Annotated in this window: 21 protein-coding genes; 3 read left to right on the forward strand and 18 right to left on the reverse strand. The window is 60.5% G+C overall.

What is annotated here, in order from left to right:
* Positions 1–28 precede the first annotated feature (28 nt).
* From QN377_RS03735 to QN377_RS03800, 14 genes are all read right to left on the reverse strand, one after another.
* Positions 29–1,291 (reverse strand): gallate dioxygenase, encoded by a 1,263-nt coding sequence (locus QN377_RS03735; protein ID WP_095019332.1) that lies wholly within the window; start codon positions 1,289–1,291, stop codon positions 29–31.
* Positions 1,292–1,316: 25 nt separating this feature from the next.
* On the reverse strand, positions 1,317–2,657 hold the full coding sequence (locus tag QN377_RS03740) for an MFS transporter (RefSeq protein ID WP_095019340.1): 1,341 nt from the start codon (positions 2,655–2,657) through the stop codon (positions 1,317–1,319).
* A 204-nt stretch (positions 2,658–2,861) separates the two neighbouring features.
* Entirely contained in the window at positions 2,862–3,824 is a 963-nt protein-coding gene (locus QN377_RS03745) for a type II secretion system F family protein (protein ID WP_095001733.1), read from the reverse strand.
* A 24-nt stretch (positions 3,825–3,848) separates the two neighbouring features.
* Complete coding sequence (locus QN377_RS03750; protein WP_095001734.1) at positions 3,849–4,835, reverse strand: type II secretion system F family protein; 987 nt, start codon at positions 4,833–4,835, stop codon at positions 3,849–3,851.
* Positions 4,832–6,271 carry a CpaF family protein gene (locus QN377_RS03755; RefSeq protein WP_095001735.1) on the reverse strand — a complete coding sequence of 480 codons (1,440 nt, stop codon included), beginning with the start codon at positions 6,269–6,271 and terminating at the stop codon, positions 4,832–4,834. The genes QN377_RS03750 and QN377_RS03755 overlap by 4 nt, the downstream gene beginning before the upstream one ends.
* Before the next feature lie 3 nt (positions 6,272–6,274).
* Positions 6,275–7,492, reverse strand: coding sequence for an AAA family ATPase (locus QN377_RS03760; protein ID WP_095001736.1), 1,218 nt, complete (start codon positions 7,490–7,492; stop codon positions 6,275–6,277).
* Positions 7,486–7,989, reverse strand: coding sequence for a TadE/TadG family type IV pilus assembly protein (locus tag QN377_RS03765; RefSeq protein ID WP_095001737.1), 504 nt, complete (start codon positions 7,987–7,989; stop codon positions 7,486–7,488). The genes QN377_RS03760 and QN377_RS03765 overlap by 7 nt, the downstream gene beginning before the upstream one ends.
* Positions 7,989–8,459: a TadE/TadG family type IV pilus assembly protein gene (locus QN377_RS03770; RefSeq protein WP_095001738.1), complete on the reverse strand. Its 471-nt coding sequence runs from the start codon at positions 8,457–8,459 to the stop codon at positions 7,989–7,991. Before QN377_RS03770 ends, QN377_RS03765 begins: the two co-directional genes overlap by 1 nt.
* 8 nt (positions 8,460–8,467) lie before the next feature.
* Positions 8,468–9,805 carry a TadE/TadG family type IV pilus assembly protein gene (locus QN377_RS03775; RefSeq protein WP_095020917.1) on the reverse strand — a complete coding sequence of 446 codons (1,338 nt, stop codon included), beginning with the start codon at positions 9,803–9,805 and terminating at the stop codon, positions 8,468–8,470.
* A gap of 43 nt (positions 9,806–9,848) precedes the next feature.
* Positions 9,849–10,655, reverse strand: coding sequence for a Flp pilus assembly protein CpaB (cpaB, locus tag QN377_RS03780; RefSeq protein WP_095020918.1), 807 nt, complete (start codon positions 10,653–10,655; stop codon positions 9,849–9,851).
* 12 nt (positions 10,656–10,667) lie between these two features.
* Positions 10,668–11,990, reverse strand: a complete 1,323-nt coding sequence (locus QN377_RS03785) for an AAA family ATPase (RefSeq protein WP_095001741.1) — start codon at positions 11,988–11,990, stop codon at positions 10,668–10,670.
* 14 nt (positions 11,991–12,004) lie between these two features.
* The gene (locus QN377_RS03790) at positions 12,005–12,523 is read right to left on the reverse strand and encodes an A24 family peptidase (RefSeq protein ID WP_095001742.1); all 519 of its coding nucleotides are present in this window, start codon (positions 12,521–12,523) and stop codon (positions 12,005–12,007) included.
* 28 nt (positions 12,524–12,551) lie between these two features.
* Positions 12,552–12,743 (reverse strand): Flp family type IVb pilin, encoded by a 192-nt coding sequence (locus tag QN377_RS03795; protein WP_016782274.1) that lies wholly within the window; start codon positions 12,741–12,743, stop codon positions 12,552–12,554.
* A 417-nt stretch (positions 12,744–13,160) separates the two neighbouring features.
* Complete coding sequence (locus QN377_RS03800; protein WP_095001743.1) at positions 13,161–13,352, reverse strand: Flp family type IVb pilin; 192 nt, start codon at positions 13,350–13,352, stop codon at positions 13,161–13,163.
* Positions 13,353–13,593: 241 nt separating this feature from the next.
* Here QN377_RS03800 and QN377_RS03805 point away from each other — a divergent pair, with 241 nt between their 5' ends.
* Positions 13,594–14,454, forward strand: a complete 861-nt coding sequence (locus tag QN377_RS03805) for a helix-turn-helix domain-containing protein (protein WP_095001744.1) — start codon at positions 13,594–13,596, stop codon at positions 14,452–14,454.
* A gap of 5 nt (positions 14,455–14,459) precedes the next feature.
* Here the strand turns inward: QN377_RS03805 and QN377_RS03810 are convergent, their stop codons facing one another.
* The 4 genes from QN377_RS03810 to QN377_RS03825 are packed head-to-tail and all read right to left on the reverse strand — an operon-like array spanning position 14,460 to position 21,956.
* Positions 14,460–16,211, reverse strand: a complete 1,752-nt coding sequence (locus tag QN377_RS03810) for a tannase/feruloyl esterase family alpha/beta hydrolase (RefSeq protein WP_095019335.1) — start codon at positions 16,209–16,211, stop codon at positions 14,460–14,462.
* 41 nt (positions 16,212–16,252) lie between these two features.
* Positions 16,253–17,626: an efflux transporter outer membrane subunit gene (locus QN377_RS03815; protein ID WP_095019336.1), complete on the reverse strand. Its 1,374-nt coding sequence runs from the start codon at positions 17,624–17,626 to the stop codon at positions 16,253–16,255.
* The gene (locus QN377_RS03820) at positions 17,623–20,757 is read right to left on the reverse strand and encodes an efflux RND transporter permease subunit (RefSeq protein ID WP_322212581.1); all 3,135 of its coding nucleotides are present in this window, start codon (positions 20,755–20,757) and stop codon (positions 17,623–17,625) included. The genes QN377_RS03815 and QN377_RS03820 overlap by 4 nt, the downstream gene beginning before the upstream one ends.
* Positions 20,758–20,759: 2 nt before the next feature.
* A complete protein-coding gene (locus QN377_RS03825) occupies positions 20,760–21,956 on the reverse strand; it encodes an efflux RND transporter periplasmic adaptor subunit (protein ID WP_322212580.1) in 1,197 nt (398 codons plus the stop codon).
* A 138-nt stretch (positions 21,957–22,094) separates the two neighbouring features.
* On the opposite strand from QN377_RS03825, the gene QN377_RS03830 reads away from it, so the two are divergent.
* Both QN377_RS03830 and QN377_RS03835 read left to right on the forward strand, forming a co-directional pair.
* Positions 22,095–23,480 carry an ATP-binding protein gene (locus QN377_RS03830; RefSeq protein ID WP_322212579.1) on the forward strand — a complete coding sequence of 462 codons (1,386 nt, stop codon included), beginning with the start codon at positions 22,095–22,097 and terminating at the stop codon, positions 23,478–23,480.
* A gap of 3 nt (positions 23,481–23,483) precedes the next feature.
* Positions 23,484–24,149, forward strand: coding sequence for a response regulator (locus tag QN377_RS03835; RefSeq protein ID WP_130872097.1), 666 nt, complete (start codon positions 23,484–23,486; stop codon positions 24,147–24,149).
* Positions 24,150–24,238: the final 89 nt, after the last annotated feature.

The following is a 24,238-nucleotide window of genomic DNA, read 5'->3' on the forward strand; positions in this document are numbered from 1 at the left end:
AATCGCCCCCTTTGCGGGGGCAACACGATCAGCGCGAAGCTTTGCCCGCCACTGAATAGAGCACTTGCTGATTGCGGGTCTGGATAAAGTCTTCCAGGCTTTCGCCGCGCATGGCGGCATATACCTGCAGATTGGGAATACCCAATACCGCCGCGAGTTTTTCCAGCACAAAGAAAATCACTCCGTAGTGGATCAACCCGCGCCAGTCGCGACGACGCAACAGGTCACGTTCTTCTTCGCTGAGCCCGGACTCGGCAAACATCGCCTCAGGCCCGGCCAAAAAGCGCTGGCGCCATTCGGGCTCGATCATGCGGTGCAAAAACTTGTTCAGGCGATAGCCCTTGGCACTGCGGGCCAGGGTGAAGGGGTAAGTGCCTGGCAACTTCTCGATCCCTGCCAGTTGGTGCTGCATATGTGCCCGATGACGGGCATTGACCTCGGCCGGCACCGGGCGATCCTGGTTCTCCAGCAACAGGGTGGCAATCCCGGTCATGGACGGCAGGTAGTAATCCTGATGCAGGTTTTTCACCACAGCCGACAACGCACCGCGCATGATCAGCCAGGTAATGACCTCTGCCCCCTCCAGGCCGCCAAGGGTGGCAAACTCGGCCAGGGTCATTTCAGTCAAACGCACCGGATCATTGACCAGCAGGTCGACAAACTGCGCATCCCACTCCGGGTTGTTGAAGCCGCAACGCTCCCCATGCACCTGGTGGGAAACCCCGCCGGTGGCGACGATGGCGACCTTCAAATCCTCTGGATAACTTTCGATGGCGCGGCGCAGCGCCAGCCCCAGCTTGTAGCAGCGCAACGCACTGGGAATGGGGAACTGCAACACGCCGACCTGTAGCGGCACGATTTGCACCGGCCAGTGCGGCTCGTGGGGCAGCAGCGCCGACATGGGCGAAAAGAAACCGTGATCCAGCGGTTTGTCACGGAAAAAACTCATGTCGAATTCATCGGCCATCAGGCTTTCGCCGATATGCCGGGACAGGGCCGCATGCCCGCCGACTCCCGGTAACGCGCGCGGATTTCCGCCTTCGTCGGCTACTTCGTAACGCTCATCCACCCCCAGAGAAAACGCACCGTAGTGGTCGAAAAAAAACGACGTCACATGGTCATTGAAAATGTAGAACAGCACGTCCGGCTGCTGCTCTTTCAGCCACACCTTGATGGGTTCAAAACCATCAAATATTGGTGCCCAGGCGGCCTCGTTCTGTTTGTCGTGATCAACGGCGAAGCCGATGGTCGGGGTGTGTGATACAGCGAGGCCACCTATGATGCGAGCCATGACGAATTCCTTGAATAATAAGAGTTTATTGCGCCAGCACCGCACGGCTGACAGCCCGTTGCCGTGCCCGGCCATTGCCCATGATTGCCAACGCAGCGATAAAGGCCGGCACCGCCAGCATCGCGAACAGTAACGGTAAGTCCAGCCCCAGGCTGAGCACCACACCGCCGATCAGCGAGCCGAAAATCGCGCCAAAACGGCCAATGCCCAACATCCAGCTCACGCCGGTAGCGCGGCAGTCGGTCGGGTAGTAGCCCGGCGCAAAAGCGTTAAGACCGGTTTGCGCTCCGCTCATGCAAAAGCCTGCGGCAATCACGCCCACGGCCAGCAGGCTGGACTCCAGGCTGAATGCCCCCAGCAGCAGGATAAAGGCACCGCCCAGGGCATAGGAGGTGGCGATCACGGCATTGGGATTGCGTCGGTCCATTGCCCAGCCCACCACGATGGCACCCACCGTGCCGCCGATCTGGAACAGCCCGGTGATGGTGGCGGCACGCTCGATGGACAAACCACCGTCACGCAGCAGGGTCGGCATCCAGCCCATGGTCAGGTAGATCACCAACAGGCCCATGAAATAGGTCAACCACAGGGCCAGCGTGCCGAAGCGGTACTGCCTGGTGAACAGCATGCGCACTGGCGCTTTGTGCTGCACCTGGGGTTCGGACATGACAAACCGGGTGGCGGCAGTGAAAGTGCCGCCCAGCTTGTTCAGCACCTTGGCAATCTGGCTGGCCGAGGCATTATGGGCCGCCAGAAAACGTGCGGATTCGGGTAGCAGCAACCACAGGAACGGCAACAGCAGCAGCGGCATGATTCCGCCAAACAGCAGCACCGACTGCCAGCCATGGCTCGGGATCAACCAGGCTGCGACAAAGCCGCCGAGTCCGGAGCCCATATTGAAACCGGTGAACATGATGGTGATAAACAGCGAGCGGTTGCGTTCCGGCAAGTATTCAGCCAGCAGTGTGGTGGTATTGGGCAACGCCGCCCCCAGCGCCACCCCGGTCAGCAGGCGCAGGGCTGCCAGCTCATAGGGATTACGGGCAAAAGCGCAGGCCAGGCTCAGCACGCTAAACCCGGTCACGGCAAACAGCATGATTTTCTTGCGCCCCAGACGGTCGGCGTATGGCCCCGCAGTCAGGGCGCCAATGGCCAGCCCGACCATTCCCGCGCTCATCACCGGGCCGAAAGCAGCGCGTGACAGGCCCCATTCCTGGATCAGTGACGGTGCGACAAAGCCCATCACCGCCACATCGAAACCATCGAACAACACAACGAAAAAGCACAGTGCAAGAATCAACCACTGGTATTTGGCGACGGGCCTGTCATCGATCCAGGCCTTGATATCGACCGTTTCGTGAGTCATGTTTTCCACCTTATTATTTTTGTAGAAATTGCGACTGGCACTGGCATAAGCGCAGGCCAAAAAAAGTCATGCCCAACAGTCGAACTGTTGGGCATGACTCTAAGGCCGCCGATGCCTGCCCCGCCTCTGGGAAATCCTTAAGCGGGTATCGATTTTTCTTATCAGGTGTTCCACACGTTCGTGCGTACCGCCTTGCTTTTCTACTTAAATCTTGCCGAACACCTTGAACACACTGATGATCGCAGGCCCGATGGCCACCAGGAAAAAGCTCGGCCACAGGCAGAAGATCAGTGGAAACACCAGCTTGGTACCGACTTTGGCGGCCTTTTCTTCAGCCAGCTGGGTGCGCCGATCGCGAAACTCTTCAGCATAAATCCGCAGGGTCGTACCCACACTGGTACCAAAGCGAATGCTTTGTGCCAGCAAGCTCACCAGCCCGCGAATATCTTCCAGCCCGGTACGCTCGGCCAGGTGCTTGAGCGCCTCAGTACTGGGCACCCCGGCACGCACCTCGGCGTTGACCAGCGCCAGTTCCATGGCCAGGTCAGGCTGGCTGACGGCCATTTCCTCGGCCACCCGTTCAATAGCCTGGGGCAAGGCCAGGCCCGATTCCACACACACCACCATCAGGTCGAGGGCATCCGGGAAGGCAATGAGCAACCGCGACATGCGCGACTTCTTGCGTGAGCTGACATAGATCGCCGGTATCAACCAGCCCACCCCGAGCGCTACTGCCAGGATGCCGCCCCCCAGCAGCAGCGACATGTTGGGAATAAACGGCAATGCCAGAAGCGCAATACCCATCAGCAGCAGTGGCAGCAGCAGACGAATCGCCCAGTACACCTGCACCGCAGACGGCGAGCGATAACCGGCATGGATCAGCAGGGTCCGGGTGGCCGATGCCCCCCGGGTCTCACCGGAGCTGAAACGCTGCCCGACCTGCTCCAGCATCATTTGCAGATTGCTCGGCGGCGCCCGGTGGTCGACACCATGCCCGCGCTTGATCAACATCAAGCGCCGCTGTACCGGGCTTTGCAGGCCCTTGACCAGCACCGCCAGGGTGACCACCACCAACACCACACTCAGGCCGATAAGCCCGGCAAACAGCATGCGGGTCAGTTGCTCGTTACCCACCATCCGGTTGATCAGTTCGAGTAAATAGTTCATGTCACCCTCCAGGGCGAGCCGTGTTCAAACCTGAATCCGGATGATTTTGCGAATCCAGAAAATCCCGATGATCATGGCCACAAAAGCCCCCATGATCAGCTTCTGGCCCATGGGCTCCTTGAACAGCAGGGGCATATAAGTCGGGCTGGAAATCAGGATGGCCAACGCCAGCACAAAGGGCATCGACACCAGAATCCAGCCGGACATCCGCCCTTCAGCCGAGAGCGTCTTGACCTTGCGATGGAAGCGAAAGCGCCCGCGGATCAGGCTGCTCAAGCGGGTCAACACCTCGGTCAGGTTGCCGCCGGTTTCGCGGTGGATCAGCACCGTGGTCACCAGCATCATCACCGTCATGCTGGGCACCCGTTCCAGCAGGCCGAGCATGGCCCGGCGCACATCATTGCCATAGTTGATATCGGCAAAGGCCAGGCCGAACTCGTAAGCCACCGGCCCGTGATGCTCTTCGGCAACCAGTTGCAGGGTTTCGTTAAACGGATGCCCGGCGCGCAAAGCCCGGCACATGGCATCCAGCGCATCGGGCAAACCCTCTTCAAACTGGGCAAAACGCTTGATGCGATCGTGGGAAATCTTCCAGATGGGTAGCCAGAAGCAGACAAACGCCGCCGGCAACGCCACCCACCACAGCTGCAACAACGACCACAGCACCAGCCCCACCGCCGTAGCCAGCACCAGCCCCAGCAGCAACACGCGGTAGGCCCTGTATTCATGGCCGGCCTGCTCGATCATCTGCGCCAGGGTTTCCATCATCGGCAACTGCTCAAGGCGGGCCTCAAGGGGTGGCAGACGCCGCAGGTATTTCTGGCGCAGGATCGACTGCATATTGGGCAGGTTACTCGCCCGCTCCAGCAGGTTCAGGCGCCCGCGAATGCGCTTGCGCACCTGGTTGGCCTCACCGAACACCGGAATGGTCAAACCCTGACTGAGCAGGAACATGGCAGTGAACACCATGCCCAGGAACGCCAGGATAAATTCGCCAGGAACCTGATTCATGACTGCCCCTCCATCCATTCCGGCCGGAACAGGCTGAGCGGCAGCTCAATACCCCGTTTGGCCAGCACATCACGAAATGCCGGCACCATGCCGGTTGAGCGGAACTCGCCCAGCACTTCCCCTTTTTCGCCCATGCCGCTGCGTACAAAGGCGAAGATCTCGGTCATGGTAATGATGTCGCCTTCCATGCCATTGATTTCCTGCACGCTGACCAGGCGCCGGGTACCATCCTCCTGACGCTCCAGCTGGATGACCACGCCGATGGCCGAGGCAATTTGCTGACGCATGGCTTTGATAGGAAAGGTGGCGCCGCTCATCGACACCATGTTTTCGATCCGCCCCAGCGCGTCGCGGGCCGTATTGGCGTGAATAGTGGTCAGCGACCCGTCGTGGCCGGTGTTCATGGCCGTCAACATATCCAGCGCCTCGGCGCCACGCACCTCACCGATCACGATCCGGTCCGGGCGCATACGCAGGCTGTTGCGCACCAGTTCACGCTGACCCACCTCGCCACGCCCCTCGATATTCGAGGGCCGGGTTTCCAGGCGCACCACATGGGGCTGCTGCAATTGCAGCTCGGCGGAGTCTTCAATGGTGACGATGCGCTCGTTGTGCGGGATAAAGCTGGAGAGCACATTGAGCATGGTGGTCTTGCCGCTGCCGGTGCCGCCGGAGATCAGCACATTGAGCCGCCCGCGCACGATGGCCTTGAGCATCAGGGCAATGGCCGGGGTCAGGGTGCCCATCTGCACCAGGCTCTGGGTATTGAGCAGGTCTACGGCGAAGCGGCGGATCGACATGCTCGGCCCGTCGATGGCCAGCGGCGGGATGATCGCGTTGACCCGCGACCCATCCTTGAGCCGTGCATCCACCAGGGGCGAGGACTCATCGATACGCCGCCCGAGGCTGGAGACAATACGGTCGATGATATTGAGCAGATGATGATCGTCGCGAAAGCGCACATCGGTTCTCTGCAATTTACCGAAGCGCTCGACGTACACCGAGTCAAAACCATTGACCAGAATGTCCGATACGCTGCTGTCACCCAGCAGCGGCTCCAGCGGCCCGAGGCCCAGCACCTCGTCGGTAATCTGCTTGATGATCAACTGACGGCTGCTGGCACTGACCGGTGCCGAGTATTCATCCAGCAGGCGCTGACTGATCTCGCGAATCTGGCGCCCTGCATCGGCCAGCTCCAGGGTGTCGAGCAAGGACAGGTCCATGACCTTGAGCAACTGCTGGTAAATCTTCTCCCGCCACTCGGCCTCCATGGAGCTGAGCTTGGTGCGGGTTTCATACACCACATCTGGCACGCTGGCTTCCCAGGCCATCAATACACTGGTGCAATCGGCGCCCTCGACAGGCAGTGCCACCACTTCTGCGGAGGCCAGCTTGCCGGCTTGCTGACGCAGACGATTACGAAAGTCGCTGAGCATGGCTTATCCTCCGAACAGACGGCTGAAAGTACGTTTGAGCAAACCTGCTTCAGTGGCCTCGATGCCGATCAGGCTCTGGCTCAGCTCACGCAGGCTCAAGGTGATGCTGGCACGGGGAGCATGCAGCTCCAGGGGCACCCCGGTATTCTGGCTTTCACTGACCACCGCATAGTCATTGGGCAACTTTTGCAGTTCCGCGCAGCGCAAGGCTTCGCTGATGTCCTTGGGTTTAAAGGGCGACGCCTTGTCAAAGCGGTTAAGCACCACATGCAGACGATTGCCCTGCACGCCCAGGTCGTCGCGCAGAATGCGCACCAGGCGGTTGGCGTCCTGCAGATGGCTCAAGCTTTGCTGCAGCACGATATAGACCCGGTCCGACTGTTCCAGGGTGATGCCGGTGAGGTGATCAATATGCCGCGGCAAATCCACCACGACCCAGTCATAGGTGCTGCGCGCCAGTTTCAGCAAACTGTCCAGTTGCTCCAGGCGAATTTCCTGGGACAGGCACAGCTCATCGGTGCGGCCGCCCAGCACATGCAGACTGGGGCTGAAATGACTGCAGAAACCCCGCAGCGCCACGCTGTCCAGGGTATCGATCTGTTGCAGCACATCGGTATGGCTGTGGGTGGGCAACACATCCAGACTGTGAGCCAGGCTGCCGAATTGCAGGTCCAGATCCAGCAGCAGGGTTCTGCCGCCCTGCACACTTAATTGATGAGCCAGATTGCAAGCCAGCATCGAGGCACCCGAACCGCCCTTGGCATTCATCACCGACACCAGTTTGCCCTTGCTCCCATACTCGCTGTGCTGCTCCAGCTGCATGCGCTCCAGCGCCGACTGCAAGTCCTCGGCCGACACTGGCTCCGGCAAAAAGTCACGGGCCCCGGCCTGCATGGCCATACGCATGCCTTCATGCTCATCCAGCGACCCGCACACCAGCAGTGGCGGACGCTCCTTGAGCGGATGCTGCAACAACGCCGCCAGTTCCTCGCGCCATAAATGACTGACGCGCAACAGCAGAAAATCAGGCTGCTGTTCCAGGCCGTAGAGCGGGTCAGTGTGGCCATTGCTCACCAGCCGAGTACTCACCTGCAAGTGGGCTATGCCCTGGCTCAAGGCCTTGAGATGATTCAAGGCCGCGGCATCACGGCCGCTGATCAACAGGCGCATTCCCTGGCGGTCTGATGACGTAGCCGCCGTCACTTCTCGGACACTTAACATGGCGTAATCCCCGGTGTAACCGCCGGATCAGGCTGGCGACCAAGACTCTCACGAGGCACGGTCGACCTGAACGTGGGCAGAATGAAGACCCCCCTGAAGCCGGGGATCAACAGATTGAAACTGAAGTTGGTCACCTGCAGTTGCACATAACGAATGGCGGCAAAACCGCCGGCCCCCACCAGATCATTGGGGCTGGAGACCACTGCACCGTTGGCGTCCAGATAGATCAGGTTCAGATTGGCACTGGTCAGGCTGGCGATCAGGCTGCTTGGCCCGGCATTGCCCGCCGTGTTGAACATGGCACGACGCAGGATGACCGGGTCCTGGATATTGCACACCGCTGCCAGCCGCGCGCCGCGACGCACCGACTCGCTCAGCACATTGACGGTGAAGTACAGCCGGCCCATTTCCAGTGCGCCAAACAGCAGGGTGAAGAGCACCAGAGCGGTGATGGCGAACTCGACGATATACACGCCACCCATGCGTTTGCGGTTCATCACAAGGCCCTCATTACGACCGTTGAAGTCAACAGCAGGCCCAGTGGCACGCTGCTGCCATACAGCGCAGGAATGGCGCTGCCGAGCGCCGGGACAAAGGTGTAGGCAATGCTGACCCGTACATGGTTGGTGCCCACCGCACTCACCGTGACATCACCGGTGGTCAGGCCTGGTGCCGCCGCCGGGTAACCGTTGGGGTTGGCCGGCAGGCCATAAACGGCAACGTTCTTGGTCTTGGTGACCAGCGCCGCGTTCAGGTCCAGCGTGCCCAGGGTGGCGTTCCACGCCTGGCTGGCCACATAACGCCCGGCATCACGGCTGGCCTGCTGCAGGCTGTTGTACTGGAACAGCATGCGGCCGAACTCGGCGAAGGCCAGCATCAGCAACACCAGCAGCGGCAGGGTCAGCGCCAGTTCGACCATCGCCAGGCCCCGCTGGGCGCGGGACGACCTGAATCCACAGCGTCTCATGAGACCTCCTAGGAGTCGGTGCTCGGCGTCTGGTTGTTGTCGATATAGGTTTTGTACAGCTGGATCACCTGTGGCCCGGCGTTGGCCGCAGGGTTGGGGCCCGGCACGTTGTCGCCTTCGCACACGCTGACGAACTGGCCGAAAATTTGCGCTTCATTACCCTGCTGAGCGGCTGGCTGCATCACGAAATAGCAGCCAAAGCCCAGCACCGGAATCGCCGAGGCTCCGTCGTTCTTGCCCGAGCAATCGCCGATCACGATTTTCAGGATCCGTCGTTCAAATACACCATTGCCCTGGCAACCGGCGCCGCCGCCCACACAAGCTGCCTCGTCCTGCTTCCAGTTGTTGTAGTCGTACAGGGCACCGCTGCTGGTGGACAGGTTGCCGCTGCTGGACGTGACCGTATTGCCGTCATACAGAATCGGCGCAGGCGAGCCGGCAGAGGTAAACGACTGGGGGTTGACGGTTACCACCAGGTCCGGCGGATAGTCAGAAGCGCTGAGGCCACCCTTGTATTCGTTAAAGCGCGTATTGAGGCCCTGGGAGGCCGGGCCCACGGTGTTGCCCGGTTTGGTCTGGGCAGTTGCACCGACGATATTGCACTGGTCGATCCCCCCCGCCAGCGCTTCCCTGACCGTCTTGCCGCCCGAACCGAAATCCAGCAGCTGAAAATTGCCCGGACCGATGGGCGAATTGTTGTTGGCGGCAGTTTTCAGTACCTGCAGATCACCGAACGTGAAACCCCAGAACATCCCCGCAGCCGGATTGTTCTGCGCAGGGTTGCCGCACACCAGCAGCGGCGTCAGATCACAGGGGCCGCTGCTCGGGCTGGGCCCGGCAGTGGCCACCGCCGCGACGGCCTTGCCGGTGGCGTTACCGTTGTCCAGCGCCTGGAATACGCCCCAGAAAAAACTGCTCAGGGGATAGTTGTTCACCGTGACCCGAACAAAGGTCGCATTGGTCGGCCCCGGGAAAGAAAACGGCCCGTAGACACTGGTGGCCAGTTCTACCGAGGCAAAGCCTGACGGGTTGGCCGTGATGGCCCTGCCCAATTCCTCGTTGCCCGTCGCATTGGCATTGAGGCTCAGGGTATTGAGGGCCGCTGTTTGCGTCAGGCTGGCCGAGCCGGTCGCCCCCACTACCATGCTGAGCGTCTTGGCCCCGCTCAACGCCGCCGCATCCACGGCGTTTTGCAACCGGGTCTTGTTCAGCAGCATATGGCTGCCGTCCAGGGCCAGGGCGCCCATCAACAAGAGCGAAGCCATGGCAATCACCACCAGGACCAGCATGGCGCCGCGCTGTTGCCGGGGAAACGCGGTGTGGGGCTGTTGGATACGCGCGTTCATGATGGTTCACCTTGATAGTCTTGCGCGGCCGCTGCCCGGCCCTCTACATCGCCTTTTCTACCGTGGCCGCGACACCGCGGATGACAATCACGCCACCGTCATTGGCCGGTGCACGACGGCGAGCCACCGGCTTGGCCATCACGGTCGGCAGTACCGGCGCCGCCATGGCAACGGGCTCAGCCGCAATGGGTGTCTTGTTGTTATCCAGGGGGTTGCGCAAGGCCAGTTGCACCTTGCCAGCGCTCATGCCCTTGACCAGCACTTCGGCCTGGGCGGGGGTCATCTCCAGGGTTACCGCACGCACCACCACCGGTTGGGTCTTGTCAGTGCTGGCGGTCTGGTCAACAGCCAGTACCCGCAGGTCCTGGAGAATGGTCTTGGACTCGGCATTACCTTCGCTACCAACCTGCCGGGTTGCCAGCACGTCGACCCGATTACCCGGCAGCAGGAAGCCGCCGACGCCAACCACGTCATCCACCCGCACCGAGATGGCCCGTTTGCTGGGTTCGATCAGCGAGGCCAGGGTGCTGCCACCCATATGCTCGGCCAACCGTGCCCCCCGCAGAATGTCGCCGCGCAGCAGGGAGAAGGTGGCGATCTTGCCGACCACTTTTTCAGTGGTGTCGAAGGCGTCTTCGGGGGCTGCATCCCTGGGCATGCGCACCACCGTCACTTGCTGGGGCTCGATCATCTGCCCGAAAGCGATTTCCACCGTGGCAATCACCACGTTTTGCTGGTTATCGTCAGGGCTGGTGTTCAGCCGTGCCGTGAGCCAGTTATTGGCCATCCATGTAGCCCCCAGCCCGAGGATCACGGACAGGACAATCAAAGTCAGCGTGCGCGAGTTCATGACGGTAACTCCTTAGCCAAGAAAATCGAGTTGGACGAAATAGTTGCGCCACGCCCACTCAAGCTCCTGAGTAGTCAGTGGCCCCGCCCCCTCCAGATAACGCTGGCGATCGCACGCCATATTCAACAGATCCCGGGGATGACATGGCACCAGGGGCATGTTTTCGGCGCCATACAGGTCGTGCAGCACGAAACTGAGCAACAGCGGGTCATAGGGGATACCCAGGCGCTGCGTCTCTTGAATCCAGATGCGTTCGTATTCGCCAGGCTTGAGGTAGCCAAATTGCAGCTTGTAGCCAATGCGCCGCAAAAATGCTTCGTCAGCCAGCTCCAGCGGATTGAGGTTGGTGGAGAACACCAGGATCAGGTCAAACGGCAGTTCGCAGTGGCGCCCGCCCCCCAGGTTGAGGAAGTCTCGCCTCTCTTCCATGGGCACAATCCAGCGGTTCAACAACTCGCCCGGGGTCATGCGCTGACGCCCCAGATCGTCGATGATCAGCAGGCCGTTACTGGCCTTGAGTTGCAACGGTGCCTGGTACTGACGGGCATAAGGGTCATAACGCACATCCAGTTGTTCCATCGTCAACTCACCACCGGTGATCACGATCGGCCGTTCGCAGCACAGCAAGCGGCGGTCTATGCCCTCGTTGAGCATCAAGCCGTTTTGATGTTCGTCATCGCCCAGGCGCTTGTGTACCTGAGGGTCAAAGATCTCGATCACCGATTCATTGATGGCGATGGCATGAGGCACCCAGATCGCTTCGGCAAACAAGCGGATCAGCCGACTGCTGACATAGGTCTTGCCGGTACCCGCAGGCCCGTAAATCATGATGGCGCGCCCGGAATTCAAGGCAACACCCAGTTGATCGAGCATGCTTTGCGCCAGCACCATCGAACCGAAACAGTGGTGCATGTCATGGGCGCTGATACGCCCGTGGTGAATGGTCTGCAACTTCAGCAGCGAGCGGTAGGCACTCACCGGGTAAGGCGCTGCACCTATGTAGCCACTGCGGGCCAGGGCATCGCGGGCACTGTTGCGGCCGCGCTCGGTCAAGCCGTAGCGCATGGCCTGCCCCCCTGCCTGGCCCAGTACTTCGACGCGACGGTCCTTGCGCAGGAACGTGAGGATTTCTTCCATTACCGCACCGGTAAGCGCCAGTCGCGCCACCAGCTGCACCATGTCCAGCACACCCGCATCGTATAAATGCTTGCACACCAGATCACCGAGAAAATTGTCTGCCAATCCGGTTTCAAGGATGGTCCGTGGTTGTGGAGCCAGTAGTTGTACCGCTTCGCGCTCATCGAGAGAAACACGGTTGCTGCTGATGGCGTACATGGTGTTCTCCTGAACTAGTGGCCCAAGGTCAGCCAAAAGACGCTGGCCAAGGTGCCGAGCAAAACGGCGACCGAATAAGGGAAAGGTTTGCCGGCCACTTCAGCAGCGTGGGGGGGGAAGTAGGCGCGTGCCCTGAGCATCAACCAGTAGCGGCCCAGGGTTTGCAGGGCCTGGCCCTGCACCAGGACGATCAATAACCCGCATACCCCACCTGCAATCAGGCTGAAAAACGCAGCCCAGAGGGCGTCATGGGGGGTTAAAAATGCGCCGGCCATGGCCATTAACTTGACGTCCCCGGCGGCCATCCCGCCAACGGCGTACATGGGCAGGAAAATTCCGAAACCGATCAGCATGCCCAGCAGTGAATGTCCCAACCCGATAAAGCCTGCGGCCCAGGTCTGGCCGACCAGGCCCAGTACCAGCCCCAGCAAAACAAGAAGGTTGGGAATGCGGTGACTGCGAAGATCGCTCACCACCGCAACTCCCAGCAGCCCTAAAAGCAATACGACAGGAGCAATCAGTAACTCGCTCATGGCTGCACCCTCAACAGGAGACATCGTGTTAGCAGACAGTGCCCTTGACAGCACATCCCAGACTGGTGATTGCTGTTTTCACATTGCCGCCCAGGGTGATAAACGCGGCGACAGCGCCCAGTGTTATCAGCCCGCCTGCCACTGCATATTCCACAATGGTCAGGCCATCTTCGTCGTTGATAAACTTCACTACGGAAGTCTTGATTGATTGCAGGCTCATTTCGTCCACCTCACTCAATGTTTGATATCAAGAAGCAGGGCTATTTGCGCTGCTTGATTGGATCTTAGCCAGAGGGTTATTTGAGGGTTAGGAGATTTTTGCTGACTGCTAGGACTTTATTGACATTACCCAGAAACAGTTAAACCCCACCTATTCAAGAGCAGGTAACTGCCACTAACAGACTCTTTATATGCAATCCGTACTACAACTAATCAGGCACAAAAAAACCGGCTTCAGGGTGCTGGGCTAGAGGGGACGTATAGCGCAACAGACTAAGCCGGGGGTTTCATAGCAGGATTTAATCTTCACAACCTCACAGCAACAGCGATACTTATGTACGGGTTGGTATCATTGGCGCTGCAAACCGGCAGCCAGCAACTGCAAAGGAGCCATGCCCCAGTGATCATTGCCCGTGCATCAGCAGGTAGTACCCTTGACCGCACACCCCAGGCTGGTAATGGCGTCCTTGACGTTGCCACCCAGGGTGACGAATGCCGCAACCGCCCCCAGGGTTATCAAGCCACCGGCCACGGCGTATTCAACAATGGTCAGGCCGTTCTCATCCTTAATAAAGGCCTGGACGGAAGTTTTAATGGTTTGCAAGTTCATTTTGTTCACCTCACTCGAGTGGCTTGCCCAAAGCGATTACTAAATGCACCGCCTGATTGAAGGCTAGCCATCGGTGGAAGGAGCGGTTAGGAGTTTATTGTCGAACAGCAGGATTTTTTTGCACTAATTAGATAGGCAAACACCCTGATCGGATCCAATTAAAAACCAACTTGAAAGTGCGCGTACATATTGATTCGACCTATCAACCCGACAGCGCTCTGCACAAGAAAGGATTAGGTGAATGAAATCTGAAGCTGTCAAACAACCTCATCTCCTATGGTTCGACCTTACCCGCAATCAATCCACTGAAGCCCTCATGCTGCCCTTTCGTTCCGCCTGTCACTGCCTGCTGGACACCCCCCGGGCCTGGGCCAACAAACACCGCGAACCAGTGCCAGACATGATCTGCATGCATTTTGACTGCCCCGACCTGGCGGGGCTCAGCCTGTTGCAGGAAATCAAACTCAAGTCGCCCTCTATCCCGATCACCATGTTTACCGTGCAGCACTCCGAAGAGCTTGCGATCTGGGCCATGCGTTCGCGAGTCTGGGAATACGTGGTGCTGCCCCTGAGTGCGGCCGAGATCAACCGTTACCTCAACGCCCTTGAGCAACTGTGTACATTGAGAAGCGCCGCCGGGAACAACAAGGCATTGCCGATCGAACATGGTCCTGCTCTGCCCGACAGCATCCGCCTGACCACCGACCATCAAAAGCACAACGCACTGCACAATGTGCTGCAGTACATCGATCAGCATTACTGCGAAAGCATTGACCAGAAAGACCTGGCCAAGCGCTGCGGGATGACTACCTTTCGCTTTAGCCGCCTGTTCAAGGAAGTCTACGGGCTGGGCTTTATGGACTACATACTGGGCAAGCGCATGGACAGCGCCAAGGACCTGCTCGACAACAGCCAGATGCCCATTACCAGTATCGGCTATGAAGTCGGCTTCAAGGACCCCTCCTACTTCGCCCGCGCATTCAAGCAATACGCGGGCAGTACCCCCAGCGAGTATCGCCAGGCGCGACGCAGTGATGTGCCATTATCGGATGAAATCCTCACCCAGGTCATCCAGAGCCTGGCGCGCAGTGCCGAGGGCTGAAGACCTCAGCGTTGCAGCGGTGCATAGGGCGTGAAAAAGTCCGAGCCCAGCCACTGCGGGTTTTTTTCATCCACCGCGTTTGGGCTGCGCACATAACTGTCGGCCGATTTAACATCGCCCTTGCCGTCATACACCGCCACATCCGGGTACGGAAACACCAGGCGTGTACGCCCGTCGTTGGCAGGGTCCTGGGCGACAGACCGGGGCGCCATCATTGACGGTTTTTGGTCCGCAGCAGCCCGGCCCGGCAGATTGGTCGGTGCGCCAAACTCGCTGGCAGCGGCCTGTTTGCTGCTGGCCTGCAAGGTCACAATGGCAGCGGGGGCCTGACCCTTTTCGATCCATGACATCATGGGTGTCAGTAGGTCCAGCAGGCTCGGGCCTTCACCGCCACCACAGTGGTAAACCCCTGGCAGCAGATAAAGCCGCTCGAAGGACTCGGCCTTCGACTTGCCCATCTGCACCTGCACCGCCTGGTGGTAGGCGATGGTGTTCAGTGGCGAGATATGCTGATCGGCCCAACCGTGCCACAGGATCAGCTTGCCGCCGCGGTCTGCGAATGCCGACAGATCCGGGTTGGTGGCGTCATACAGTGGGTGCAGGGCGCGCAATTGATCCAGGGTGCTGCGATCAAACTTCACGTCCGCCAGGCTGTAATCTGCTCCCGGATTGCGCTCGAAGGCCAGATTGCGCAAGACATCCAGGGCCATCTTTTCACTGTTGATCGGCTGATCGACGCTGTCCGGCACAAACACCCCGGCCCAGGCCAGTTCGGAACCCGGCTGTGGCCCGGCAATGGTCAGGCGTTCACCGGTAGCCGGGTCACGCGGGCCGTCATAAAGGCTTCGGGCCGCCTCCACCTCCCTGGCGCTCAGGCAGTCCGAAGTATCCGTCGCAGAGGCCTTGCACTGCACAGTTGCAGGATCAAAACGGCAAGCCCGGGGGTCGCTGATCAGACCATCGACCTGCCCGTCCAGCGCGTCGCACTGCTGCAGCACAGCCTGGTGCAGGATCGGCAGGCGCGAGGCTACAAGAATCGCCTTGCCCTCCCCGTCCTGATTGGCGCGGGCCTGCCAGGCATGATAAATCGAATTCTGCACCAGAAAATTCAATGCCGGCGCCCCGGCAATGATGCCGTTGAAATCGTCGGGATAGCGCTGGGCTTCGATCAGGGCTTCGCGCCCGCCATCGGAGCAGCCGGTAAAATAAGCGTACGCAGGTTGCTGGCCGTAATAGGCGCCAATCAGTTGCTTGGCGGCCAGTGCCGTCAGGTGGACGCCGCGATGGGCGAAATCAGCACGTTTTTGTGCATCGTTGCCCCAACTGTTGTCCATGCCCTCGTGACCCATATCGGTAGCTGCCAGCACAAAGCCGCCGCTGTTCAGGGGGGCACAGCCTTCGGCCGCGCCCACCTGCAATGAAATCCGCCCGCACAGGCCGCCGCAACCCACTTGCAGATAACGCTGGGTCCAGGTGTGGGTTGGCAGCATGACCTTGAAACCGATGCTCGGCGCCAGCGTGCCTTGCACTTCACAGGCGGTAACCCCATTGCTGGTGGTTTCGCTGGCCGACTCCACCTGGCTGCCCTTGCCGCCGATTGCCTGCAGATCAACCCGGGTCAGGGCCGCGCAGCTGATGGCGGGTTTGACCACGGGCAGCGCGGCGATGGTCGTTTCGGCATGGGCCAGGTTCGGCAGTTGCAGGAGAAGCACTGTGCTGCCGAGTAATAGCCGGCGCAGGGTTTGGAGGGCGATCATGACAGCTCCTTTTCAATGAAAAATCCGGGGTAAACCTGCGCTCAGTTCCAGCCACCGCCCAGCACTTTGTATAACGTCACGCGGTTGCTTTGTTCGGCCAGTCGCAGGGTGATCAGGTCTTGTTCGGCGCTGTACAGCGAACGCTGGGAAACCAGTGCTTCAAGAAAGCTTTGCGAACCACTGCGGTACAGTGCATCCGACAACTCGTAGCTTTTGCGACTGGCCTCGGTCAGCGCTTGCTGGGCGCTCAGGCGCTGGTCCAGGGTGCTGCGCACCGCCAGTGCATCGGCCACTTCCTTGAACGCAGTCTGCAAAGTCAGCTGGTAGGTCTGCGCCTGTATCTCGCGCTCCACTTTGGCTGAGTCCAGCGTAGCCCGATTACTGCCGGCGTCGAAGATCGGCAGGCTGATACTCGGCGCAAAGCTCCACGCGCCGCTGCCGGCCTTGAACAGGCTCGACAGGCTGGTGCTGGCTGACCCGGCACCGGCGGTCAGGGTGATGCTGGGGAAGAACGCCGCCCGCGCCGCGCCAATGTCGATGTTGGCTGACATCAAGGTATGTTCAGCGGCCAGTACGTCCGGGCGACGCTGCAACAAGGTGGACGGCAACTCGGCTGGCACTTGCACCAGCATCGCCGCCGATTCCAGGCTGTCGCCCGGCAGCAGGCTGGCCGGGATGTCGCTGCCCACCAGCAGACGCAACGCATTCTGATCTTGCAGCACCTGACTGGCGTATTCGGCCACATCGACCCGCGCCGATTCCACGGTGGTTTGCGCCTCAGAGACTGCCAGCCCCGATGAACCACCCAAACCATGGCTGCGCTGGGTCAGTTCGTAGGTGGACTGCTGGCTGGTCAGCGTCTCTTGTGCCAATTTCAGGCGCTCGTTGTCCGCCGCCAACGTCAGCCACGCGGTGCCCACTTCGGCGACCATGCTGATCTGAGTGCTGCGGCGGGTTTCGGTCAGCGCCAGATAGGATTGCAGCGCTTCGTCCTGAAGGTTTTTGACTCGCCCGAACACGTCCACTTCGTAGCTGCTCAACCCCAGTTCGGCACTGTAGCTGTGGCTGGTGCTGCTGTTGGCCCGACTGGAACTGCCACTGACGCTGGCGTCGATCCCCGGAAACGAGGCGGCACGCTGAATACGGTATTGCGCCTGCGCTTTTTCGATATTCAGGCTGGCCACCCGCAGGTCGCGGTTATTGGCCAAGGCCAGGGTCTGCAACTGCGCCAGACGCGGGTCGGTGAAAAACTGCTGCCATTGAATGTCCGCCGCCACCTGCCCTTTGGGCGTAGCGGTGCCCGGCAGCCATTGTTCGGCCACCGGGGCTTGCGGGCGCTCGTACTCAGGCGCCAGATTGATGCAGCCGCCCAGCAGTGCGAAAACGGCCAGCAGCGACCAACGAAAGCGACTCATGCTTCACCTGTACGGTCAGTGGTGGGGGTCGACACGCGGCTGAAACGGCGGCGAATCAACACGAAGAACAGCGGCACAAAGAAGATTCCCAGCACCGTGGCGCTGAACATGCCGCCCAGCACCCCGGTGCCGATGGCTTGACGCCCGGCCGAACCTGCACCGGAACTCATGGCCAGCGGCAACACGCCAAACATAAAGGCCAGCGAGGTCATCAAAATCGGCCGCAGACGTTGCCGTACCGCGATCAGCGTGGCGTCGATCAAACTGTTGCCCTGCTCTTGCAGATGCTTGGCGAACTCGACGATCAGAATGGCGTTTTTCGCCGCCAGCCCCACGGTGGTCAACAGCCCCACCTGAAAGTACACGTCATTGCTCAAGCCGCTGAAGCGAGTGGCGAGCACCGCGCCCACCACGCCCAATGGCACCACCAGCATCACCGAAAACGGCACCGACCAGCTCTCGTACAGCGCCGCCAGGCACAGGAACACAAACAGCACCGAAATCGCATACAGCAACGGCGCTTGCGAGCCGGACAGGCGCAGTTGATAGGACTGCCCCGTCCATTCGTAGCTGATGCCTTCAGGCAGTTGCTTGATGATCGACTCCACAGCGTCCATCGCCACCCCGGAACTCACGCCCGGTGCCGGATCACCCACCACTTCCAGCGACGAACTGCCGTTGTAGCGCTCCAGCAGCGGCGAACCCGAGGTCCATGAGCTGCTGGCGAACGAGGAGAACGGCACCATTTCGTCATTGCTGTTGCGCACAAACCAGTGATCAAGGTCGTCAGCCTGCATCCGCGACGACGCCTGCCCCTGCACATAGACCTTTTTCACCCGGCCCTGATTGAGGAAGTCATTGACGTAACTGCCGCCCAACGCCGTGGATAACGTGGTGTTGATATCGCTGGTGGTCAGGCTCAGCGCCCCGGCTTTGCGGTCATCAATCGTCACCTTGAGCTGCGGCGTGTCGTCCAGACCGTTGCTGCGTACGCCTTGCAGGCGCGGGTCCTGTCTGGCCAGCTCGATCAGTTGCTCACGCGCCGCCACCAGCGCTTCATGGCCCAGCCCGGCGACGTCCTTGAGTTGCAAATCAAACCCCGAGCTTTGCCCCAATCCGAGCACGGCTGGCGGCTGCATGACAAACACATCGGCATCGCCGATGCTCGACAGTGCCTGCGTGGCGCGCTGCGCGATCGACGCTGAATCCTGCGCGGCGCCGGTGCGCTCGCTCCAGTCCTTGAGACGGATAAACGCCCGCGCCGAGTTCTGACTGTTGCCGCCCATACCCATGCCGGAAATACTGATCATGGCCTCGACTTCCGGCTGTTGCAGGATATAGCTCTCGAACTGTTTGAGCACCGCCTGGGTGCGGTCATCGGTAGCGCCTACCGGCAATTGCATCTGCGCCATGAGGATGCCCTGATCTTCATCGGGCAGGAACGAGGTGGGTAGTTTGGTGTAACCCACCGCCATCGCGGCGACCACCAACACGTAGACCATCAGGCTGCGGCCACTGCGCTGCAAAATCTTGCCGACTACCCGTTGATACGCCTGGGCGCCGCGCTCAAAGGTACGGTTGAACCAGCCGAAGAATCCGCTCTGCGGGCCGTGGCCCTTACCGTCAACCGGCTTGAGCAAGGTCGCACACAGGGCCGGGGTCAAGGTCATGGCCACCAGCACCGAGAGCACCATCGCCGACACAATCGTCACCGAAAACTGGCGGTAGATAATCCCGGTCGAACCGCTGAAAAACGCCATAGGAATAAACACCGCGCTCAGCACCAGAGCGATGCCGATCAAGGCGCTGGTAATTTCATCCATCGACTGGCGCGTTGCCTCCAGCGGCGACAAGCCCTTCTCGCTCATCACCCGTTCGACGTTTTCCACCACCACAATGGCGTCATCCACTAGCAAGCCAATGGCCAATACCATGGCAAACATGGTCAGGGTGTTGATCGAGTAACCAAACATCGCCAGCACGCCAAAGGTGCCCAGCAGCACCACCGGCACGGTGATGGCCGGGATCAGCGTGGCGCGAAAATTCTGCAGGAACAGGAACATGATCAGCACCACCAGCACGATGGCCTCGCCCAGGGACTTGACCACTTCTTCGATGGACAGGCTGACAAACGGCGTGGTGTCGTAGGCGATCACGTTTTTGAGCTGCATTTCGCTCGGGTAGTACGGTTCCAGTTCGGCGAGCTTGGCCTTGACCGCCTCACCGACTTCCAGCGCATTGGCGCCGGTGGCCAGTTGCACGCCCATGGCGGCGGACGGTTTGCCATTAAGGGCCGAGTTGACGTCATAGCTGTCACTGCCCAGCTCCACCGTGGCCACTTCGCCGAGCAACACCACGGCACCGGCGCTGTTGGACTTGACCACCACATTGCGAAATTCTTCGGCGGTTTGCAGCTTGCTGCGCGCGGTGATGGTGGCATTGAGTTGCTGGCTGGCCACGGCGGGCAAGGCGCCCAATTGCCCGGCCGACACTTCGGTGTTTTGCGCCTCCAGGGCGGTGGTCACGTCAGAAGGCATAAGGGAATATTTTTGCAGCAGCGCCGGGTCCAGCCAGATACGCATGGCGTAGCCCGAGCCCATGGCTTTGACTTCACCGACGCCGTCGATGCGGCTGATGGAGTCGAGCAAGGTGCTGGAGATGTAATCGCCAATCTGCGTGCCGGTCACGCTCGGGTTATCCGAGGCCAGCGCGGCAATCATCAAGAAATCCGAGCCGCCCTTGGTCACGGTCAGGCCTTCGCTCTGCACCGAGCTGGGCAGGCGCGATTCCACTTGCTGGAGCTTGTTTTGCACCTGCATCTGCGCCACGTCGGGATCCGTGCCGGCCTCAAAGGTGAGGTTGATACTGGCGCTGCCCGCCGAACTGCTGGAGGCCGACATATAGGTCAGCTTGTCGATGCCGGTCATTTGCTGCTCGATCACCTGGGTCACCGAGTCCTCCACCGTCTTGGCCGAAGCGCCGGTGTAGGTGGCGGCGATTTTCACCGTGGGCGGTGCAATGTCCGGGTACTGTTCAAGGGGCAATTGGGTGATCGACAGCGCGCCCGCGAGCATGATCACAATGGCAATCACCCAGGCAAAAATCGGCCGATCAATAAAGAAACGCGCCATGCTCAACCCTCCTTGGCAATTGCAGTGGGTGCGGCACGGGTTGGCAGCGCACGGGTTTCGCTGTTTTGTGCCAATACCTCGTTGCCCACCCGGACTTTCTGCCCGCCCTCGACAATCACCTGATCACCGGCATTCAACCCGGAGGTGACCCACCATTGATTGCCCACGGCACGGTCAATGGTCAGCACGCGCTGTTCGACCTTGCCCTCGACCACCACCAGCACCGAGGTCACGCCGCTGGCGCTGCGGGTGACGGCTTTTTGCGGGATCAAAATCGCCCTGTCGTCGGTGGCCTGATCCAGCACGGCGCGTACATACATACCCGGCAATAACAGGTGATCGGGGTTGGGGAAGACAGCGCGCAGGGTCACGGTGCCGGTGCCTTCAGTGACGGTGACGCCACTGAACTTGAGGCTGCCGGCGTGGTTGTAGGTGATGCCGTCATCGAGTTTGAGCAACACCGGGGTTTCGCCCTGGCCATTGTTTTGCAGGGTGCCGCTGGCCAGGTCGCGTTTCAGGCGCAGCAACTCGCTGGTCGACTGGGTGACGTCGACATAGATCGGGTCCAGTTGCTGCACGGTGGTCAGCGCAGTGTCCTGGCTGGCCACCACCAAGGCGCCGGGGGTCACGGTGGAGGTTTCGATGCGGCCACTGAGCGGCGAACTGATGCGCGTGTAAGCCAGATTGATGCGCGCGGTTTCGACGTCGGCCAAGGCCACTTGCAGGTCGGCCTCGGCCGTTTGCAGGCTGACCTGCGCGTCTTCATTATCTTGCTGGCTGATGGCGTCTATTTTCGCCAGTTGCGCGTCGCGCCGGGCCGTGGCCTGAGCCGATTTGACGGTGGCGCGGGCCTTGGCGGCGGTGGCCTGCATCTGGGCAAAGGCGGCCTTGTATGGCGCCGCATCAATTTGATACAGCGCCTCGCCGGCCTTGACCTCGGCCCCTTCGACGAACAGGCGCTGCTGCACAATGCCGCTGACCTGAGGACGGATCTGCGCAACCATAAATGCCTGGGTGCGACCGGCCAGCTCGGTGGTCAATGCCTGACGCTGCGGTTGCACAGTGAGCACCGAAACCTTGGGTTTTTCGGCAACGGGCGCGGAATCACCGGCCGAGCATCCGCTCAACACAACGAGAACCAGCAAAGACACAATAACAGCGGCGGTTACCAGGGATTTGGTAAACAGTTTGATCGACATGGCGGCCTCTACAAGACAGTTGGCTGATGTCATGGTGCGAGGCAAATGTGCAGGAAAATTGAAGATTGCCCGCAAGCCTTGAATCTTCCCCGGCGCAGGGTCTAAATGAGCAGGCCATTTCGCCAGTAAGCCGAGCCGATGAAACTGAGTATCTCCACCAAGCTGTTTATCGCCGTCCTGGCCAGCGTGCTGTTCGTGATTCTGAGCATGGGCCTGGCCACCAGCTGGAGTTTCACCCGGGGCTTTCTCGGCTACCTCAATGAACAGGCGCTGGAGCGCATGGAATCCGTGCAGCCGCGTATGGTTAGCGCCTGGCAGCGCGAAGGCAGTTGGGATTTTTTGCGACACAATCCAGAGCGCTGGTTTCAACTTATGCGGCCTGACGCAGGGGATGAACCCAAACGCGGTGACCTTAAAAACCCGTTGCCCTCGGACCTGACCGGCGCGCTGTTTCGCATTGCCCTGCTCGACCAGGATAAAAAGCGCGTCACCGGCTACCCCTCAATCGGCGACGATGCTCTGCTGCGGCCAATTGAAGTCAATGGCAAAACCGTCGGCTGGCTGGCCGTGACCCCGTTCCAGAGCGTGACCGAGGCCGGTGGCGAGCGTTTCCAGCAATACCAGTTGCAAACCAGTCTGGGCATGGGCGTGCTCTCGCTGCTGCTGGCCATGCTGATTGCCTGGTGGATCGCCCGCACCCTGCTCGACCCGGTCAAGCGCGTGGCTGCGGCCACCCACAAACTGGCCACCGGGGAATACAGCAACCGGGTAGCCGTATCGTCCAATGACGAAGTCGGCCAGCTGGCCCGCGACTTCAATCAACTGGCCTACACCCTTGAGCGCAACGAAAAAATGCGCCGCGAATTTATGGCCGATGTCTCCCACGAACTGCGCACGCCGTTGTCGATCCTGCGCGGCGAACTGGAGGCCATCGAGGACGGTGTACGCACCCTCGACCACAGTTCGATGAAGTCACTGCAAGGCGAAGTCGGCATGCTCAGCAAACTGGTGGACGACCTGTATGAGCTGTCACTGGCCGATGTCGGTGCCCTGACCTACCGCAAAAGCCAATGCGACCTCAACGACCTGCTGCAGACCTCGGTGGCCATGTATCAGGAACGCTGCAATGCGGCCGGCCTGCGGGTTGAGCTGCGCCTGCCATCCTGCGCCCTGCTGCTGGAAGCCGATGCCAAGCGCCTGCAACAGCTGTTCGGCAACCTGCTGGAAAACGCCGTGCGCTACACCGATGCCGGCGGCATGCTGCTGATCAGCGCCTCCATTGAAGATGAGCACATACTGGTCAGCTTTAAGGACTCCGGCCCCGGCGTCGACCCGCAGCAACTGCCGCGGCTGTTCGAGCGCTTCTACCGCGGTGAAGCTTCGCGCAATCGCGCCAGTGGCGGCGCCGGCCTGGGACTGCCGATCTGTCACAGCATCGTACTGGCCCATGGCGGCAGCCTCACGGCCGACCACTCACCCCTGGGCGGCCTCTGGCTCAGCCTGCGCTTGCCACGCAAGGTGTAAAGCATGGACACGATTCTGATCGTTGAAGATGAGCCTAAACTGGCCGCATTGATGCATGACTACCTGACCCTCGCCGGTTACGCCGTGCATTGCCTGGACAACGGCCTGGACGTGGTGCCGTGGGTACGCAGCCATGCGCCACGGCTAATCCTGCTGGACCTGATGCTGCCCGGTAGCGACGGCCTGGAAATCTGCAAGGAGCTGCGGGATTTCAGCGCAATCCCGGTCATCATGATCACCGCTCGGGTAGAAGAAGTGGACCGCCTGCTGGGGCTGGATCTGGGCGCTGACGACTATATCTGCAAGCCGTTCAGCCCGCGTGAAGTGGTGGCCCGGGTCAAGGCCATCCTGCGCCGCAGCCCGCAGTTCGAGCAGGTGGCCCGGGCCCGCCTGCAGATCGACGAAGCGCAGTATCGCGCCTCGTTCGATGGCGTGGCGCTGGACCTGACCCCGGTTGAACTGCGCCTGCTCAACACCTTCGCCCGCGCCCCGGGGCGGGTATTTTCCCGTGACCAGTTGCTGGACAAACTCTACTCCGACCATCGCGTGGTCACTGACCGCACGGTGGACAGCCATATCCGCAACCTGCGGCGCAAACTGGCCCAGGCCAGCCCCGGGCAAGACCCGATCCAGTCGTTGTATGGCGTGGGCTACAAGCTGGAGTTGTAATGCCAGCGCCCACAATAAAGCGACTCACCCGATCAGCGCTGACCACCGTGCTGACCACCACCACCATGACCTGTCTCTTATACACATCT

Origin of the sequence: Pseudomonas sp. CCC4.1 (assembly GCF_035019225.1) — a bacterium.
Lineage (GTDB): Bacteria > Pseudomonadota > Gammaproteobacteria > Pseudomonadales > Pseudomonadaceae > Aquipseudomonas > Aquipseudomonas bubulae.